Annotated in this window: 13 protein-coding genes and 3 pseudogenes; 7 read left to right on the plus strand and 9 right to left on the minus strand. The window is 68.6% G+C overall.

All coding sequences use genetic code 11. The annotated features are described in order from the left end of the window. A partial coding sequence (locus J2Z30_RS23725) for an integrase core domain-containing protein (protein ID WP_209468823.1) occupies positions 1 to 171 on the plus strand: 171 nt, incomplete at its 5' end. Positions 172 to 251: 80 nt separating this feature from the next. Continuing rightward, complete coding sequence (locus J2Z30_RS23730; protein ID WP_044570430.1) at positions 252 to 965, plus strand: transposase; 714 nt, start codon at positions 252 to 254, stop codon at positions 963 to 965. Positions 966 to 1,089: 124 nt separating this feature from the next. Here the strand turns inward: J2Z30_RS23730 and J2Z30_RS23735 are convergent, their stop codons facing one another. From J2Z30_RS23735 to J2Z30_RS23760, 7 genes are all read right to left on the minus strand, one after another. Then, entirely contained in the window at positions 1,090 to 2,739 is a 1,650-nt protein-coding gene (locus J2Z30_RS23735; protein WP_078956665.1) for an MDR family MFS transporter, read from the minus strand. A 343-nt stretch (positions 2,740 to 3,082) separates the two neighbouring features. Then, positions 3,083 to 3,760, minus strand: coding sequence for a DUF3159 domain-containing protein (locus J2Z30_RS23740; protein WP_044570427.1), 678 nt, complete (start codon positions 3,758 to 3,760; stop codon positions 3,083 to 3,085). Positions 3,761 to 4,371: 611 nt separating this feature from the next. After that, on the minus strand, positions 4,372 to 5,199 hold the full coding sequence (locus tag J2Z30_RS23745) for a helix-turn-helix domain-containing protein (RefSeq protein WP_078956664.1): 828 nt from the start codon (positions 5,197 to 5,199) through the stop codon (positions 4,372 to 4,374). Positions 5,200 to 5,332: 133 nt separating this feature from the next. Beyond that, on the minus strand, positions 5,333 to 6,568 hold the full coding sequence (locus J2Z30_RS23750; protein ID WP_245388369.1) for a phthiocerol/phthiodiolone dimycocerosyl transferase family protein: 1,236 nt from the start codon (positions 6,566 to 6,568) through the stop codon (positions 5,333 to 5,335). Between the two features lie 89 nt (positions 6,569 to 6,657). Then, complete coding sequence (locus J2Z30_RS51020) at positions 6,658 to 6,942, minus strand: alpha/beta hydrolase family protein (RefSeq protein ID WP_308280033.1); 285 nt, start codon at positions 6,940 to 6,942, stop codon at positions 6,658 to 6,660. Further along, entirely contained in the window at positions 6,894 to 8,006 is a 1,113-nt protein-coding gene (locus J2Z30_RS51400) for a prolyl oligopeptidase family serine peptidase (RefSeq protein ID WP_308280047.1), read from the minus strand. The genes J2Z30_RS51020 and J2Z30_RS51400 overlap by 49 nt, the downstream gene beginning before the upstream one ends. A 638-nt stretch (positions 8,007 to 8,644) precedes the next feature. Next, the gene (locus J2Z30_RS23760) at positions 8,645 to 9,265 is read right to left on the minus strand and encodes a TetR/AcrR family transcriptional regulator (protein ID WP_078956663.1); all 621 of its coding nucleotides are present in this window, start codon (positions 9,263 to 9,265) and stop codon (positions 8,645 to 8,647) included. A 137-nt stretch (positions 9,266 to 9,402) separates the two neighbouring features. Here J2Z30_RS23760 and J2Z30_RS49825 point away from each other — a divergent pair. Next, a pseudogene (locus J2Z30_RS49825) lies at positions 9,403 to 9,753 on the plus strand (chitinase); the annotation flags it as partial. Positions 9,754 to 9,967: 214 nt separating this feature from the next. After that, a complete protein-coding gene (locus tag J2Z30_RS23765) occupies positions 9,968 to 10,258 on the plus strand; it encodes an IS3 family transposase (protein ID WP_107073293.1) in 291 nt (96 codons plus the stop codon). A gap of 54 nt (positions 10,259 to 10,312) precedes the next feature. Here the strand turns inward: J2Z30_RS23765 and J2Z30_RS23770 are convergent, their stop codons facing one another. Both J2Z30_RS23770 and J2Z30_RS23775 read right to left on the minus strand, forming a co-directional pair. After that, positions 10,313 to 10,504, minus strand: coding sequence for a hypothetical protein (locus J2Z30_RS23770; protein WP_044570417.1), 192 nt, complete (start codon positions 10,502 to 10,504; stop codon positions 10,313 to 10,315). Between the two features lie 93 nt (positions 10,505 to 10,597). Next, positions 10,598 to 10,717 (minus strand): annotated as a pseudogene (locus J2Z30_RS23775) (RNA polymerase subunit sigma-24); the annotation flags it as partial. Positions 10,718 to 10,916: 199 nt separating this feature from the next. Here J2Z30_RS23775 and J2Z30_RS23780 point away from each other — a divergent pair. The 3 genes and pseudogenes from J2Z30_RS23780 to J2Z30_RS23790 form a co-directional block, all read left to right on the plus strand. Further along, positions 10,917 to 11,222: a tyrosine-type recombinase/integrase gene (locus tag J2Z30_RS23780; RefSeq protein WP_044581441.1), complete on the plus strand. Its 306-nt coding sequence runs from the start codon at positions 10,917 to 10,919 to the stop codon at positions 11,220 to 11,222. Between the two features lie 820 nt (positions 11,223 to 12,042). After that, positions 12,043 to 15,720 (plus strand): DEAD/DEAH box helicase, encoded by a 3,678-nt coding sequence (locus J2Z30_RS51405; RefSeq protein ID WP_044570415.1) that lies wholly within the window; start codon positions 12,043 to 12,045, stop codon positions 15,718 to 15,720. A gap of 221 nt (positions 15,721 to 15,941) precedes the next feature. Next, positions 15,942 to 16,373, plus strand: a pseudogene (locus J2Z30_RS23790) (sugar nucleotide-binding protein); the annotation flags it as partial. Positions 16,374 to 16,376 lie beyond the last annotated feature (3 nt).

Here is a 16,376-nt window from a genome sequence, read left to right on the forward strand (position 1 = left end):
CGCACCCTGCTCGACGAATGGGCCTACCAGCAGCCCTACACCTCAGAAGCCGAACGCCAGGCCGCGTTCCCCGACTGGCTGGACTGGTACAACTATCACCGACCCCACACCGGAATCAGCGGCCACACCCCAGCCAGCCGCGTCACCAACCTCCCCGAACAGCACACCTAGGGCGTTCCCCGCCTGGTGGGGGTGGTCTCGTCCGTTATGCGCCTGGTGAGGTTGTCGACCGAAGCGATGTGGATCATTGTGTGAAGAACGAAGACCGGGACGCCCTGCTGACCGCACTGTACGTGAAGATCGACGACGAGTTGGAGGCGGAGCGATGGATGGGCTGCCCACCGCAGTTGAGCGATGCCGAACTGGTCACGCTCGCGGTCGCGCAGGCGCTGCTCGGCTTCCGCTCCGAGGCCCGGTGGCTGCGGTTCGCCCGCAAGAACCTCGCCGAGATGGCCGGCTGGGCCGGATACGGGTACTGCGCCTCCCACACCCGCTTCTTCTGGGGGCTGCGCCTGTACCTGGTGTGCACGCCGACCGGGATGCCGATCCTGTGGGCGCTGGCGAACCCGAAACTCGACGAACGCGAAGTGCTCCAGGCCATGCTCGACGTCGATGAAGACCTGGTCGCCGACCGGCCCGGACTGCTGATCATCGCGGACAAGGGCTTCGCCTCCAAGGAGTTCGAGAATGACCTGGTCATGCGTGGGGCCGAACTGCTGCGGCCCTCGTTCAAGCGGGAGAAGAAGCGCAAGGGCGAGGGCCTGCTCAAGTCGGTGCGGCAGCTGATCGAGTCCGTGAACGACACCCTCAAGGGGCAGTTGGACCTGGAGCAGCACGGCGGACGGACCTTCGAGGGCGTCGCCGTCCGTGTCGCCCAGCGCATCCTCGCCATGGCCGCCGCAATCGGGCGCAACCACAAGACCGGCGCCCCGAGCACGCGGTCGCTGGCCGCATTCGATCACTGAATACATCGGACTTATCCGTCTAGACCCGGCGAAGATCCGCTGATCGCCCGCCCAGCCAGCTGATCACGAAGGGTGCCCGGGACGATCCACCGTCCCGGCCACCTTGCTGTTCCGGCCTCGTTCGTCACGGCCGCCGCCCGGACCGGACGGAACCGACCCCTGGCCGGGGGGCTCCTCCGCTGCCCCTGGTCGACCTCTCGGCGAGGTCGGTACGGGGTGTGTGGGCGGGGGTCGGGAGGGCGCGGCCGCCGGTGGCGATGGCGCTCTCCTCGGCGAGTCGCTCCGTGCTGGTGGTCGTCTTGAGCGGCTTCTCCTCGATGAACAGGACGACGATCAGCGCCAGTAGGGCGAACGGGGTGGCCCAGAGGAAGAGTTCGGCGGTGGCGGTGCCGTAGGCGTTCTCCACGAGCGCACGCAAGGGGGCGGGTAGGGTCGTCGGTTCGGGGACACCGTGCCCGGCTCCGCCTCCCGGCGTGTCACCTCCCGCCGCGCGGCCGGCGGACAGTTCGGTGGCGACGCGGTGGGCGAGGACCGCCCCGAGGACGCTGGTGCCCACGGTCCCGCCCATGCTGCGCGAGAAGGACAGGACGGAGGTGGCGCTGCCCAGAGTGTTGGCGGGCACGTCGTTCTGCGCGGCGAGGACCAGGTTCTGCATCAGCATGCCGACGCCGGTCCCCAGGACGGCCATGTAGACGCTCAGCAGAACGAAGGGCGTGTGGGATCCGATGGTGGACAGCAGGGCGAGGCCGGCGGTCATGAGGACGGTGCCTGCCACGAGGTACCGCTTCCACCTGCCGGTCGCGCTGATCCGGTGTCCGGCGAATGTGGAGGCGGTGAGCGATCCCAGGATCAGCGGCAGGCTCATCAGACCGGCGGTCGTGGGCGACTTGCCCATGGCCACCTGGAAGAACTGTGAGAGGAAGACGGTGCCGCCGAAGAGGCCGACACCGGCCAGCAGGGAGGCCAGGCTGGTCAGCGCCACGGTGCGGATGCGGAAGATGCTCAGCGGGATGATCGGCTCGGCGGCCCGGGACTCGACCCGGACGGCAGCCGCCAGCAGCAGCGTTCCGCCACCGACCAGGGCGGCCGTCTGCCAGGAGAACCAGTCGAACGTGCTGCCCGCCATCGAGACCCAGATGAGCAGTGGGCTGACACCGGCGACGATCAGGAAGGCACCGAGCCAGTCGATCTTCGCATCGCGGCGGACGTGCGGAAGGTGCAGTGTGCGCTGCAGCAGCGCGATGGCAAGGAGCGCGAACGGCACGCCGATGAAGAAGCACCACCGCCAGCCGAGCCAGGAGGTGTCCACCAGGAGGCCGCCGATCAGCGGGCCGGCCACGGTGGCGCCGGAGAAGACGGCGCCGAAGACGCCGGAGTACCTGCCCAGCTTCCGCGGGGGGATGACGGCCGCCATCACGACCTGCGTCAGTGCCGTGAGTCCGCCTGCCCCCAGGCCCTGCACCACCCGGCTGAAGATCAGCATGCCGGCACCTTGGGAGAACCCGGCCACGAGCGAGCCGACCACGAACAGGCCCAGCGATATCTGGAGGAGCAGCTTCTTGCTGTAGAGATCGGACAGCTTGCCCCACAACGGAACGGTGGCCGTCATGGCCAGCAGCTCCGCGATGATCACCCAGGTGTACGAGGATTGGCTCGCCCCCAGCTCGGCGGTGATCCGGGGCAGCGCGTTGGCCACCACGGTTCCGGCGAGGATGGCGACGAACAAGCCGGCCACCAGTCCGGAGACCGCCTGAAGTACCTGCCGGGGCGGCATCGTCGTCGCTTCCGGCGTCGTCGCGGGCAAACCGTCGGTAGTCACTGAGTCTTCCAATCAAGGGCAGCAGATGGCGTACTCATGGGGCACCGAGCGCTACCTGACGGCGATGCGCCGAGGGATCGGGGTGGCATCCGATCCGGCGCCGGTGGACCGACCTGCCACCCCGGCCTGTGCCACACCCGGCGAACAGTGGGTCCGGCAGAGTCGTTGCTCGCTCATCCCAGGCCCGACGCGATTGCTCACCTGCATGGAATCGGCCGTGGTCGCTCCGCGGTGCGGACGCGTGTGCCGGACGGGCCGTGGGGGCCCGTCCGGCACGGACGAGGAGTGGAAGCCGTCGTCAGGTGCGCTTGGCGGGCAGCAGTCCGACGGCCTTCAGTCGCTTGTCGGAAGCCCGGGCGGCCCAGGCGACGGCCAGGAAGCCGACGGCGAGGAGCGGGTAGCCCATAGCGATCTTGGCGAAACCCAGCGAGCCGACCTCGTCGGCCTGGTAGAGGTACTGCTGGACGGCGAACCGGGCGCCGAAGATGGCGGCCAGCACCAGGGTGGCGATGTCGTAGTAGAGCCGCGAGCGCTTGTCCGCCCGCCAGACGGTGCCCTTGCCGGTCGCCGAGTTCCAGATCAGGCCGGCCAGGGGCCAGCGCAGCACCACGGAGAGGACGAAGGCGACGGCGCCGGCCAGGCTCGCCCAGATGCCGATGAGGAAGAAGTCCTTGGCGGATCCCGTGTACCAGGAGATGCCGGCGGCGATGGCCACGCCGAACACGCCGCCGAGCGCGGGCTGGAGCGACTCCTTGCGCGTCAGCCGTTCCACCGCGATGCCCAAGGCGACGAGGAGGGCGGCGAGGATGCCCATCTTGAGTCCACCGGCGTTGTTGGCGATGACGAACACCACGGCGGGCAGCGCCGAGAAGATGACCCCCTTGGTGCCGCCCGCCTGCTCGAGCGCCGACTTCTTCTTCCGTTGGCCGGCCGTCTGCACGTCGGTCGCCGACTCCTGGGGCCTGGTGGTCTGCATGGTGATCAGCTCTTCCGGGTTTATCTGGGGGGACGGGGTGTCACTAAATGCCATTCTGGCGGTAAGTGACGCGAGAGGCTATCCCGTGTGCCGTGATCTGGGTCACACTCGACGAAGTCCCTGGTCAGCGAGTCGCCCTTCGTTACCTACGGCGGCGCGGTCCGTACGGCGGTTCGGCGATCGCCGTCGACCTGTCCCGGGTTGGCCGGCTCGCTCAGTTCCGATGTCCGAAGGCCCGCGCGAGTGCGCCGGGGACGACGGTGAGGGTCAGGCGCCCGGCGGTGCGTCGGCTTCGGCCGCTACGCCCGGACGCGGCGGCAGCCGATCACGGGCTCCATCGATTGATTGACCCCATCTCAGGGCTCTGACCCGCACCGGCATTGATCAGCTAACGTGCGAGGGCACACGTGCCGGCGGTACGTGATGCCCTGATGAGCCCGCGGCCCCTCTCGCGGCTACGGTCCGGACCGGAGGCTGATGCTCAGCTTCCGCATCCCAGGCCAACGGCTCAGCACGTGGATCAGATGTGGGACGCGTACCACGCCGGTCGGCTTGGCACGGTGGTTGCCGCGCTTCCTGCGCTTCCCCGCTATGGCCTGGGGCCATCCGACTCAGACGCGTGTACCAGGCGATGCATATACGCACATCGCTACGTGCAGGGAATCTACGCCGTGCCCATCGACGCCCTCCGCGCGGGCCGGGTGGGGTGGGTCCGGTGCTGCGTGGAGCAGCGGTTGCAGGCGGCGGAGGACGTCGAGCTGGGCGGGGTTGTAGAGGTCCTCGATAGCCTTGCCGATCGTCTGCGCGGCGAAGTGCGCGCCGCCCGGGGCGTCGGCGTGGGCGTTCCGCAGCCCGGGGTGCTCCGCGTGGAGCGCGCGGACGTAAGGGGCAGTGCGCTCGGCCAGATCCTGGCGGGTCTGTTCGTCGGCGTCGGCGGGCAGGGCGGCGAACTCCGATGCCAAGGGATAGGTGGGACGGCTTCGCAGCAGCTCGGAGTAGGCCCGCAAACCCTGTGGGCCGAGGATTCGGGTCATGACGACGATGAATGAGCGGTCGACGTCGGACAGTTGCGCTTCTGCGGCGGCCGGGGCGAACTCGGATGGCAGGTCGGTCGTCGCGGCTTGGCGCAGGATGAGGCCGAGTTCGATGCGAGCCTGTCGGAGTCGTTCGATGGTGGCGGCGAGTTCGGTGTCGAGAGCGCGCAGGGCTTCCTCGGGTTGGTCGTCCAAGTCGCCCATTGCGGCGATCTGGGACAGGGAGAACCCGAGGTCGGTCAGGCGTTTGATGCGCAGCACCCGGATGAGGTGAGTGACGCCGTACTGCTTGTAGCCGTTGGCGCGTCGTTCTGGCTCCTCGAGCAGACCGACCTCGTGGTAGTGGCGTACCGCCCGCAGGGTCGTGCCTGCGATCTCGGCGATCTCGCGGGTGCTCCAGGCCATTGATCGTTCCCGTGTTTCGAAAGCGGCTCCGTCGACGCGGCCACGCCGACGGGGAGGGTGTCGCGCTTGAGCCGCCGTGAAAGGAGTGTCAGCGGGCGTGCTCAGCGCGCGGAAGGCGAGCGGGTGGACACACTCATGCGCGAGGTGGCTCGGCGCAGGCTTCGGCCAGTACGGCGCCCATCTCCGGGACGAGTCCGGCGACGGGGGTGTGAGTCAGCTCCGTCATCCGGAGCCGCCCGCCGACGGCGACGACACCCAGAACGTGTTCGCCTCGCAACTGGGTGATCTGCGCCGGGCCCCACAACGCGGAGAGCGCGTTCCCGCTCCGCCGACTCGGGTGCGCGACCCCGAGGTTGGTGATCTGGATGTCGGCCTCGGTGGCGGCGGCCATCATCGCCTCGGCGTCGTCGCCGCTCGATGGGCAGTGTTCCGCGAGAGCCGCGGAACCGGCCTTGAGCGCGTTCGGTGTGCGCTGACGGGAGAGCGAGGCGCGGGAGTGACGAGCAAGCGTCCAGAAGTCGTGCGCGTCGTGCGCGTCGCTCCCCGTCCGGGCGCCCGTGAACCGGACCACCACTTCGTCGGGCAGATCGACCGCACGGCGCAGGTCCACCGGGCTCAGGACCCGCACGAACTCGCGCCCTCGTCGGTGGAGTACCACCGTGGCGGCGGCGCAGAGCGCGGCATGCACCGAAGTGCGCTCAAGACGGCAACGGCGGACAAGGCGCGTGGTCAGTCCCTGATCCAGGGCGAGAGCGTCGACGTGCGGGGTGCGCCCGGAGAAAGGCGTGAGCTCGCCGACGGCGTTCATGCGCGCGTCCTCCGCCGCGGGCGCGCTGGTCGTCGCGTCGCCGGTGTCCGCCGCCCCGCTGACGTGGGCGAGGAGTTCCTCCTGCGCCTGTGGGACGGTGCCCGGCGGCAGCTCCTCACCGCCCAGGGCCGCCACCAGGTCCAGCAGGGCCCGCAGGCCGCCGACGCCATCGGCGATCTGGTGGGCGAACGTGAGCACGACGGCGCACCCCGACTCCCGTGGGATGAGCGTGGCCCGCGCCAGGGGCCCCGGCGCCGGGGGTATCGGCCGCGTCTGCTCGACGGCGACGACGGATTGCCACGGAGTGCCGTGGGCGGCTACCTCAACGGGGATCGCGCCTTCAGAAACCCGGAACACGGCCTCGGGCGCGCCGTGATCAACCGCGACCCCGAGCAACGGATGCCGATCCTGCAGCGCCGCCAGCGCCGACGCCAGCGTGGTCGCCGATACGCGCCGATTCACCTCGGCGACCAGGGAGAACTGGAGCGGGTTGCGGCGCATGTAGAAGTCGATGGTTCGCTCGCACGCGCCCAGTGTTCGAACGACGTGGCCTCGGCTCATGGTCATCCTCGTGTTGTCCCTTCTCGTCCTGGAGGTCGCCGGCCCGGAGTCGTGGCGCGGGGGTGCAGGCTCTGGTGCGTCTGTCTTTCTCAGGGGGTGCGGCCGGGGCAGACCGATCCGGCGGTCTGCTGTCCGCCCAGGTGGCGGGCGAGGAAGCGGTCAGCGGTGCGGAACATGTCGATGGTGTTGTCCGGGTTCACGAAGCCATGGCCCTCGTTCTGTTTGACCAGGTACTCGACCTCGACGCCACGGGCGCGGAGCGCGTCGACGATCTGATCGGACTCGGCCTTGACGACGCGGGGGTCGTTGCCGCCCTGGACCCCCATCAGCGGTGTGCGGATCTGGTCCACCCGGCTGATCGCGAGCGGGCCCACAGCTTCGCCTCCTGCTCCGGGTCGCTTGGATCGCCGGCGTGGAGGTACCAGTTGTTGATCAGGTGCGGCTTAACGAACTCCGGCACCGTGCGCAGGAAGGTGACGAAGGCGGAGATGCCGCAGAAGTCGACGGCCGCGGCGAAGACGTCGGGGGTGAAGGTGACGCCGACCAGGCTGGCGTAGCCACCGTAGGAGCCGCCGAAGATCGCGACCCGGTCCCGGTCCGCGTACCCCTTCCGGACGGCCCGGTCGACCGCGTCGATGAGGCTGTCGTGCATCTTCCCGGCCAGCTCCCCGATGCCCGCCTTGACGAATGCCTTGCCGTAACCGGTCGAGCCGCGGAAGTTGACCTGAAGCACCGCGTAGCCGCGGTTGGCCAGTAACCGCACCACGGGGTTGAACCCCAGCCATCCCGGTACCACGGTCCGCCGTGCACCAGCGGCAGCCCGGCCGGCTCGGCCCCCGTGGGCAGGGTCAGGTACGAGAGGAGGGCCAGTCCGTCGCGTGCCAGGACCGTGATCGGTGTCATGGGGGCGAGGACCTCGGGACCCAGATGCGGATACGGCCTGAACGGCAGCCGGCTCTCCCCCGTGGAGTGGTCGTAGTAATAGGTGACACCGGGGTCGCGGTGATGGGTGAAGGCGACCACCCACCGCTGCCCGCTCACGTCGGACGACAGGGTGGACAGGTCGCCGTCGGACAGCTTCTCCAGGTTCTCCAGCACCGCGCCGAAGTGCGGGTCCAGCGGGTGGATCACCTGCCGCTCGCCGAGGTAGTGCCCCCCGAGCAGCTCTCCGGTCCGCCGGTCGCGGATGAGCGGCGACGGCAGCGACGGGGAAACGGCGGAACGTGTGTCGAGGTCGAAGAACGGGTGGCTGTCGACCGGGGTCTCCTCGCCCGTGACCAGGTCGAGCCTCGCCAGCCGGGTCAGGTCGCTGTCCCGGTTGGAGCCGATCCACGCACCGGTACCGTCCGGGGTGAGCTGGAACGGCTGGACGCCCAGCGGGTAGTCGGCGCCGTCGAACGTGATGACCGGGCACAGTGTCCCCGTCCCGGCCTCCCACCGCGCCAGCTCGATGTCACCGTCAAGCGTCCAGGTATGGGTGTACAGCTCCCCGTCAGGCGTGCACAGCCACCCGGCGACCTGGCCGGGGTTCTCGGCCAGCATCGTGAGGTCACCGGTGGCGATGTCGAGCCCGAAGAGGTCGAACTCCGTGAGCTTCCTGCGGTTCAGACTCAGGATCGCCTTGCCCGGCCGCCTGACCTGCGGTTCGAAGCCTATGATCTTGGCACCGGGGAAGGGGGTGAGATCGACCGCCTCGGCATCCGGGTTCTCCAAGTCGACCCGGTAGAGGTGCCAGTTCTCATCTCCGTCGCCGTCCTGTTCGTAGAGCAGCCACCGCGGATCGTCGGTCCAGTGGTAGGCATGCACGCTGCGGTTGTCGTCGGTGGTGACACAGTGCGCCTCCTCATCCGAATCGACGCTCTCCACCCAGACGTTCAGTCGTTCCCGCCACTGCGCCAGGTAGGCGATCCTGGTGCCGTCGGGCGAGATCGAGGCCCCGGTACGGACGGGCGCGCTGAAGAAGTCCTCGCCAGCGAGGTGCGCCACCTCGTGCGGAATGGCGGACATGCGGATACTCCTTCTGGTTTCAGCTCAGCTCAGCTCAGTTCGGCGCCGTGCGGTTCAGCGCGGTTCCGTTCAGGCGATGGGGCCGCCGACGACTCCACCGGTGGCTGTGCGGATCGCGTGGGCGATGCGCCGGGCGACGGCCGTCATGTCGGTGAACGGCGTGAGTTCGGCGCCGGTGAGGACGGCGGCGCCGATGTGCGCGTCCAGGACCCGCACGACCGCGGCGGCCGCCGCGGCGTACATGCGCCCCTCCAGATCACCGGCCGGGCGGTCAAGACGGTCACCGATGATCACGCACATCTCGCGTTCCACCTGGTCGTAGGCCATCAGCCAGACGGTGCGGAGCGCCGGCTCGGTGTCGGCGAGCCGAATCATCTTCATCGCGAGCAGGTTGTCGACGGGCGGTGGCTCGTGACTGATCCTGGTCAGTTCCGTCGCCAGATGGTCGTCGAGGGACTTGTGCCGGGGCCAGCTGCGCATCAACGACACCAGGGTGACGACACCCTGCATGATGACCGGTTCCGCGCAGCTCTCCTTGCTGCGGAAGTGCCGCCAGATGGTGCGCGTGGACAGGCCCACCGCTGCCGCGATCTGATCGCCGCTCGTAGCGGCCACCCCCTGCTCCCAGAACAGGCGCGCCGCCTCCCGGGAGATCTCCAGCCGCAGCCGCGCACGCCGCTGCTCGCTCATCCCCCTCCACCGCCCTTTTTCGTCGTCATGGCGGTCCACCTCCTCCCGTTCTGTCATTAAGCGATATCTTGTCACTAAGTGACCCGATCATGCAAGGTGGACCTGAAGACCTTCGGTTCCGGTGAGGCCGGCTGCGCTACAAGGCCGCCGGCGACACCCTCGGTCTGGATCTGCTGAACAACCCCGCGCTGGTGGAGACCAACTCCGCGGCGGCCTGAAAAGTCGGCCCCTGGTACTGGAACATCCAGACCGGCCCCGGGAACATGACGCCGCCGCACGACACCACGGCCGGCGGTCCCGGCTTCGGCGAGACAATCCGCTCCATCAACGGCGCCCTGGAATGCGGCGGCGCGAGCCCCGCCCAGGTGCGGAGCCGCATCGATACCCACCAGAAATCCACCCTGAGCAAGGGGACTGGATCCGCCAGGCCGAGGCCGACGTCGGCGAACGCGACGACCTGCTCACCACCGCCGAGCGTGGGAAGCTGACCACCCTGCGGAAGAGAATGCCCAGCTCAAGCCGGCGAACGAGGTTCTGCGGACGGCCTCGGCCTTATTCGCGGCCCAGCTCGACCCGACCCGGCCCAGGTGAGAGCGCTCCTCGACGAGCACCCACACCTGCAGTCGAGCCCGTACTCCGGGAACCCGAACGACGCCGCCAGGACGCCGAACCGACCGGCAGGATCCGCCAGGACTCCGGCGCATCTACAACTCACCACCCGTCCACACCATCCTCAGGCGTGAGGGCATCCAGGTCGGCAGGAAGCGGCTCGAACGGCTCATGCGCCAAGCCGGCCTGGCCGGGAACAGCCCCCGCAGAGGCAAAGGCTTCACCCGCCACGACCCGGACACAGACCTCGCTCCCGACCTTGCGCAACGCGACTTCACGGCACCCGCGCCGAACCGAGTGCGGGTCACCGACCTGATCCGCCGCATCCAGACACGGCTCGGCTACCTCAGCCCGATCGAGTTCGAGGAGAAGCACCAGCGCTGACCAGGCAACGGCCGAACCAGTAAACCTGAAACCACGTCAACCCTCCCTGACCAGCTAATCAGCCACACCCGCACAGCGGGGGAACCCCAGCATGCTCACCGTCTTCATTTGCCCGTTGTTGATCTGCACCACCGGAGGGCCGCCGCCGACGATGTCCTTCGGCACGGGGCTGGTGCAGGTGGGCCGCGTCTTCGCGGCGTCCACCTCGTGGGTGGTCCAGCCCTGGAACATCAGCAGGCCGAACATGACGGGCAGGCTCAGCGAGAGGGGCAGCCAGTGCGCGCGCGGGTCACGGTCCGTTGGTCGGTGATCCGGCCTTGTCCGCTTCGCTCACCGGCTTCAGTGCCGCAGGTCGTTCTCTTCCCGCAGGTGCGACAGCTTCTCGGGGTTGCGCACCGCGTAGAGCCCGGTGATCAGGCCGTCGTCGATGCGCACCGCCATGACGGTGTCGATCGCGCCGCCGCAAGACCAGGCTCGTCCCGCTCAAGCACCGGCGGGAGGGCGAGTACCGCGATGTGCTGGTGGCGCCGTTCATCGTCGAGGAATTTCATGGGCATGAGGCCATGTGGCGACCGATCCCTCTTGAGTTCAGGACAAGGCCGGACGGGCATGGGTGCTCGAGGTCTTCTTCGCGCCGCGGGATCGCGGGAAGGGCGTCATGCCCACGGCCACCGCCTACGCGTACCACTTTCGGAAGGCGCAGATCGTGGCCGGCATCACCAAGCCCGACGGGACCGCGAAGTACACCCCGCACTCGCTGCGGCACTTCTTCGCCTCGACCGCATTGGCAAACGGCGTACCGATCCACGAGGTCTCGCGCTGGCTCGACCACAAGTCGATCAAGACCACCGTGGACATCTACGGTCACCTGGTCCCCGAAGCGTGGGACCGTTGTCGGGACGTCATGCAGAACGCCATGTGCCCGGCTGTGACAGAGTCGCAGGCGTCTGCCTCCGCAGCGTGACGTACTGGATGTGCTGGATGAGTTCCGGCGGTGCTGGATCGGTGCTGGATGCGATCAGCGTGACCGACGTTTTTGCAGGTGGGAGCGCTGCACTGAATGTTCCGCTTCAACGTGTAGCGGCTGGCATATCGCCACGTCGCTGATCTTGCAAACATGCAGGTCAGGCAGAGCCTGGCTGTTCGGAGTCGGGCCCTTTGTCTTTTCCCGTGCTGGGATGGTGCTGGGATAGCTGACCCCACGTCAGCTGACATCATCCCTGGCCACCCGTACCGCGCTGGGATCGTGCTGGAATGTTGTGGGGACGCCGGTGCTCGGTCGCGCACTGTCCAGTGTCTGGCAGCAGGGAGTGCACGGACCAGCACCCTTCCCTTGGCGACGCTCGGCGGAGGACGCGGTCAGCCTGTCACCCGGGAGGGCTGGAGCAGGTTGGAGTTCAACCACAGGACGCACTCTGCGAGAGCATTCGAGCCGCCCGGTCGGGATCTCTGGCCCTGCCGCAGGTGTCGGAGTTCGCGCGCCATAGGTTTCGCAGCGGCGGCGCGCCTCGACCGGTGCCACGGTGGATGTATCACAACGGCCATGTGGGCAACCGCGATTGCCCTTCCCTGGCCTCTGTTACGGTGCCCGGTGATCGACGATCACAGGGGGGCGGATGGGGGCGGTCACACGGTCGAAGGCTGAGCGGCAGCGTCAAGCGCAGATCCTGCGCTTTTGGCGCGCTGTGGAGTACTTCAGCCCACCGAAGGTCGACCCGGCGAATCCGCGTAAGAACCTCTTCCCTGTGGGGCCGAATCGCCCACTGCCCTGGGAGCCTGACTCCGTGATCAGCCGGACTCAGTCCCGGCCGAGCCTCGTGTGGCAGCACACGGTTTACGCCGGGATCTTCGCGGTCGACAAGGTGCGTGACGTCTTGCTGCAGGCGTTCCGTGTTCCGGAGCCCGAACAGGACTTCGATGGCCGGATCGGCGGGGACAGCGCCGTGCTGTGCTTCACCGTGAACCAAGACGGGCTGCTGATCAAGGACAGTGTCACCTTGTCTTCGTGCGCCTGGGCAGTCGGACAGACCCTGGAACCCGGGCCGCACAGCGACCAGTGGCTCACCGGCTTCGACGAGCACAGCACGTTTCTGCTGCAGCGGCTGCTGGACCTTGGCGAGGGGAGGATCGAAGTCGATCGCCAGCCCGTGGCCGGCCCTGCGTCGCCGCAGCTGGGGCTTGGCCCGGTCGCGGGGCTGATGTCCCGCCTCGTCGTCAGCGCGGCGGAGGGCGGGCTGGGAGCGGCGGCCGGTGCGGTGGGTGCTGGGCTGGGTCCCGTGGCGGGGGCGGTGGCCGCGAAGGTGATCGAGCAGGTCGGCGGTGACTTGATCGATTCCGCTGCTGCCCGGCTCACCGACCGCACCCCGGGCGACAGCGCAGTATCCGGCCAAAGTCTGGGCAGCGGTGAAGTGGAAGAAGCGGAGCAGCACGAGGCGGAGCCGGAGGGGCCTCCGCCCGAGGTGGGCACAAAGGTCCTGGATGTGTTTGACCTGGCGGCCATCACCCGTTGGGTGGCCGAGCAGCTCGGCGTCGCCGAGGCCCTCACACCCAACGCGATCCGTATCAAGAGCTATCAGGTTGCGGCCCGGCATGCGGATGAGGCGGGCGGTGATGTCTTCCTCAACAGCTTCTACGCCGACGATCTGGAACGGGTCGCCGGTGTCCTTGAGGCTGGCCAGGCCGGCACCGCCCTGCTGGATTACCTGCGGGCTGAGGCGGATCTGGATGCGATGAACCGCTTTGACGTGCGACGCCTGCCCGAGATCGTGCTGGAGAGCGTGCAGCCGTCGAGCATGCCCTTGGGCCGATGGCTGGCGGATGCCGACAAGCCGCTGGTGCTCAGCCAGCAGTTTGCGGTCAACCGCATCCTGGCGAGTCTCGGGAAGGATGATGGCCGCGGCCTTTACGCGGTCAATGGACCGCCCGGAACCGGCAAGACGACCATGCTGCGCGACCTGATCGCGGCACTGGTGGTCCAGCGGGCCGAACGGTTGGCGGCCTTGGAGCGGCCGGAGGACGCTTTCGCCCGAAAACAGCGCACCTGGCGCACGGAGGAGACCGCTGGCAAGACCTACCCGCGCACCATCCATCCCTTGATCCCCGAACTCACCGGCTTCGAGATCGTGATCGCTTCGTCGAACAACGGAGCGGTGGAGAACGTCACCCTGGAAGTTCCCGGAGCACGCGCAATCGGCGGCGCATGGCAAGGATGCGCCGACTACCTTGCTGGCCCAGCCAGCCTGGCACTGGAGGAAGATGCCTGGGGGGCGATCGCCGCGCGCCTGGGACGGCGCAGTAATCGGTCAGATTTCGTCCAGCGCTTCTGGTGGGGCGAGCAGCCCAAGGGCAACAGCCGGCCAAGGCCGGAAGCGAGCGAGGACCGCCCGCTCCTGGGCCTCCACAAGATTCTGCAGCTGCAGGGCAATCACCCTTCTGCCTCCTCACAGAACGCCCAGAGCGCGAGCACTGATGCCGACGCGGCGCCGCCGTTGGGGCAAGAGACCTGGGCGCAGGCGGTCCAGCGCTTCACCCAGGCCCGCAGCCGCGTGCGCGCGCTGGCCACAGAGCGGCAGAAGATCGCGGATCTGCTCACTCGGCTCGCTGGCCCCGATGCTCTCCTGGATGAGCTGGTGGCCCGGGAGTCCGGAGCCCGTGACGCGGTGCTGCTCTTGCAACAGGAGCAGCAGCGCGTCGAAGTCGTACTTGCCGACCACCGGGAGGAGCATGTCCGGTGCCAGGAAGCGATGTCCGCCGAGCGAACGCGGCTCGACCTGGCCGAAGCCGCGGTCCGCCACGGCGAGGAAGGCGTCAGGACAGCGGAGTCGGCACTCCACGCCCACCACGCGGGCAAACCCGGCCTGATCAGAAGGCTGGTCACCCGCGAGCCCATGCGGCGCTGGGAGGCCGGGCGCCTCCCCGTCCAGGCGGATGTGGACGCCGCTGACGTCCGTCTCTCCGAGTTGCAATCTGTACGTGCCGCACGGCACGCCGCTTTGCGTACCGCCCAGGGAGATCTAGACCAGGCACTATCCGCCATTGTGCGCGCCCAGGCCCGGCTGACCGCGTGCGAGCAGGCTTGCGCGCGGCAGGTCACGACAACCGTCGAGGCCGGACAGCAGGTGGCCCGACGGCGCCGCGAGCGGGAAGCCGAGCAACGCCGGCTGGCCACGGCCAAGGAGCGGTGGGGCGACCGGGTGCCGGGAGCCGAATGGCAGGCGGCCCTCGACGACCGTCAGGCGATGGAGGCGCGCGAGCAGTCAGCGCCCTGGATGGACGCCGCATTCGCAGAGGCACGCTCGGAACTCTTCCTCGCGGCCCTGGATCTGCACCGCGCGCTGCTGGCTACCGCGCCCGAGCGTATGCGCAGAAATCTGCAGGCCGTGATGGAGGTGGTCAAAGGCCAGGCGCCGGCGGACCTGGACGCTGAAACAGTGCTGGCCGCCTGGCAGTTGCTGTTCCTGGTTGTCCCTGTGGTCTCGACGACCTTCGCGTCGATGGGCCGTATGTTAGCTCAGCTGGGCAGCGAGGCCCTGGGCTGGCTGTTCGTCGACGAGGCTGGCCAAGCCGCCCCGCAGGAGGCGGTTGGCGCCCTGTGGCGAGCCCGCCGCGCCGTCGTCGTCGGTGACCCGCTGCAGCTCGAACCTGTGGTCACTCTCCCGTGGACCGGCCAGCAGCGCCTGGCCGGACACTTCGCGGTGGACCGGCAGTGGGCCCCGGCCGCCGCTTCCGTCCAGGCCCTCGCCGACCGCCTCAACCCGTACGGCACCTGGCTGAAGGACCAGGACGGCGAGGACATCTGGCTCGGCTCACCCCTGCGGGTACACCGCCGCTGCGATCGCCTGATGTTCGACATCAGCAACAAGATCGCCTACGACGGGATGATGGTCTACGGAGTGCATCGGGACCAGGACGACTTCCCGCTGGCGCAGCGCAGTGTGTGGTGGGACGTCCGCGCTCTGCCGGGCGAGGAGAAGTGGAACCCCGAGGAAGGAAGGGCCCTGGAAGCCACCCTTGACCGGATCCGCACCCGCATTGACGAGGAGATCCGGCAGGAGAGCCTGCACAGTGGCGAGGCGTTCCAGGCCGGCGCGCAGGGAGGCGACCATGCCGCAGCGCGAAAGCGCCGTCTGAACGATTCCGTCTTTGTCATCAGCCCGTTCCGCGATGTCGTCCACGGCCTCGGCAAGGTTGTGGGCAGGACTCTCACCTCCAAGCGCTACGGCACGGTGCACACCACGCAAGGCAAGGAAGCAGACATCGTGATCCTGGTCCTGGGCACCGGCGCCGGCCAGGTGGGGTCTCGGAACTGGGCCGCTCAAAAGCCCAACCTCCTCAACGTCGCGGTCACCCGCGCCCGTCGGCGCCTCATCGTCATCGGCGACTTCGATGCCTGGTCGCGACACCGCTACTTCAAGGACCTGGCGCGGCACGAGCTGATCCACAGATGGTCCCCGGAGCGCTGAGCTGACGCCTTCTTCTCCCCGCAGCGCGGCCAGCATGGTCCCCAAGTCGGTGGACCCATCCCGCTTGAGGTTGGCTGCCAGGGGCCGCAGCTCCTAACTCGCCCTGCAGGCACTACCATTGGGTACCAATCCCGACTTTCACACCCTGGACGTACCCGTCGCGGTGATGGAGGCGGGGTGGCATCCTGGTGGCCGCGCTGACAGTGTCCCGGCTGGGCGGCGTGCGATGTCATCGAGGCTGCGCTCATCGGATTTTTGCTCGGGAGACCACCACGGTCTCAGCGGATCTAACCGGCGCACACGTCCGCTACGACGAGCGCAGCTTGCCCGATCCGGTCACCCCCTACGGCGCCGCGAAGGCCGCTGCCGAGACGGCCGTGCGGCTACTGGGTCCGGACGCGGCCGTCGCCCGCACCTCGCTGATCATCGGGAACAGCCAGTCCGAACACGAACGCCTGGCGCACGCGCTGATCGCCGGAACGCGGGAAGGTGTTCTCCTCACCGACGACATGCGCTGCCCCGTGCATGTCGAGGACCTGGCCGCCCCCTTGTGGGAACTCACGTGATCGGGCGGGGCCGGTCTCTTCCACCTTGCTGGCCCCGACGCTCTCAGCCGCTACGACCTCGGTGCGCGCATCGCCCGGCGCGACGGCCCC

This window comes from Streptomyces iranensis (assembly GCF_017874715.1).
Taxonomy (GTDB): Bacteria; Actinomycetota; Actinomycetes; order Streptomycetales; family Streptomycetaceae; genus Streptomyces; species Streptomyces iranensis.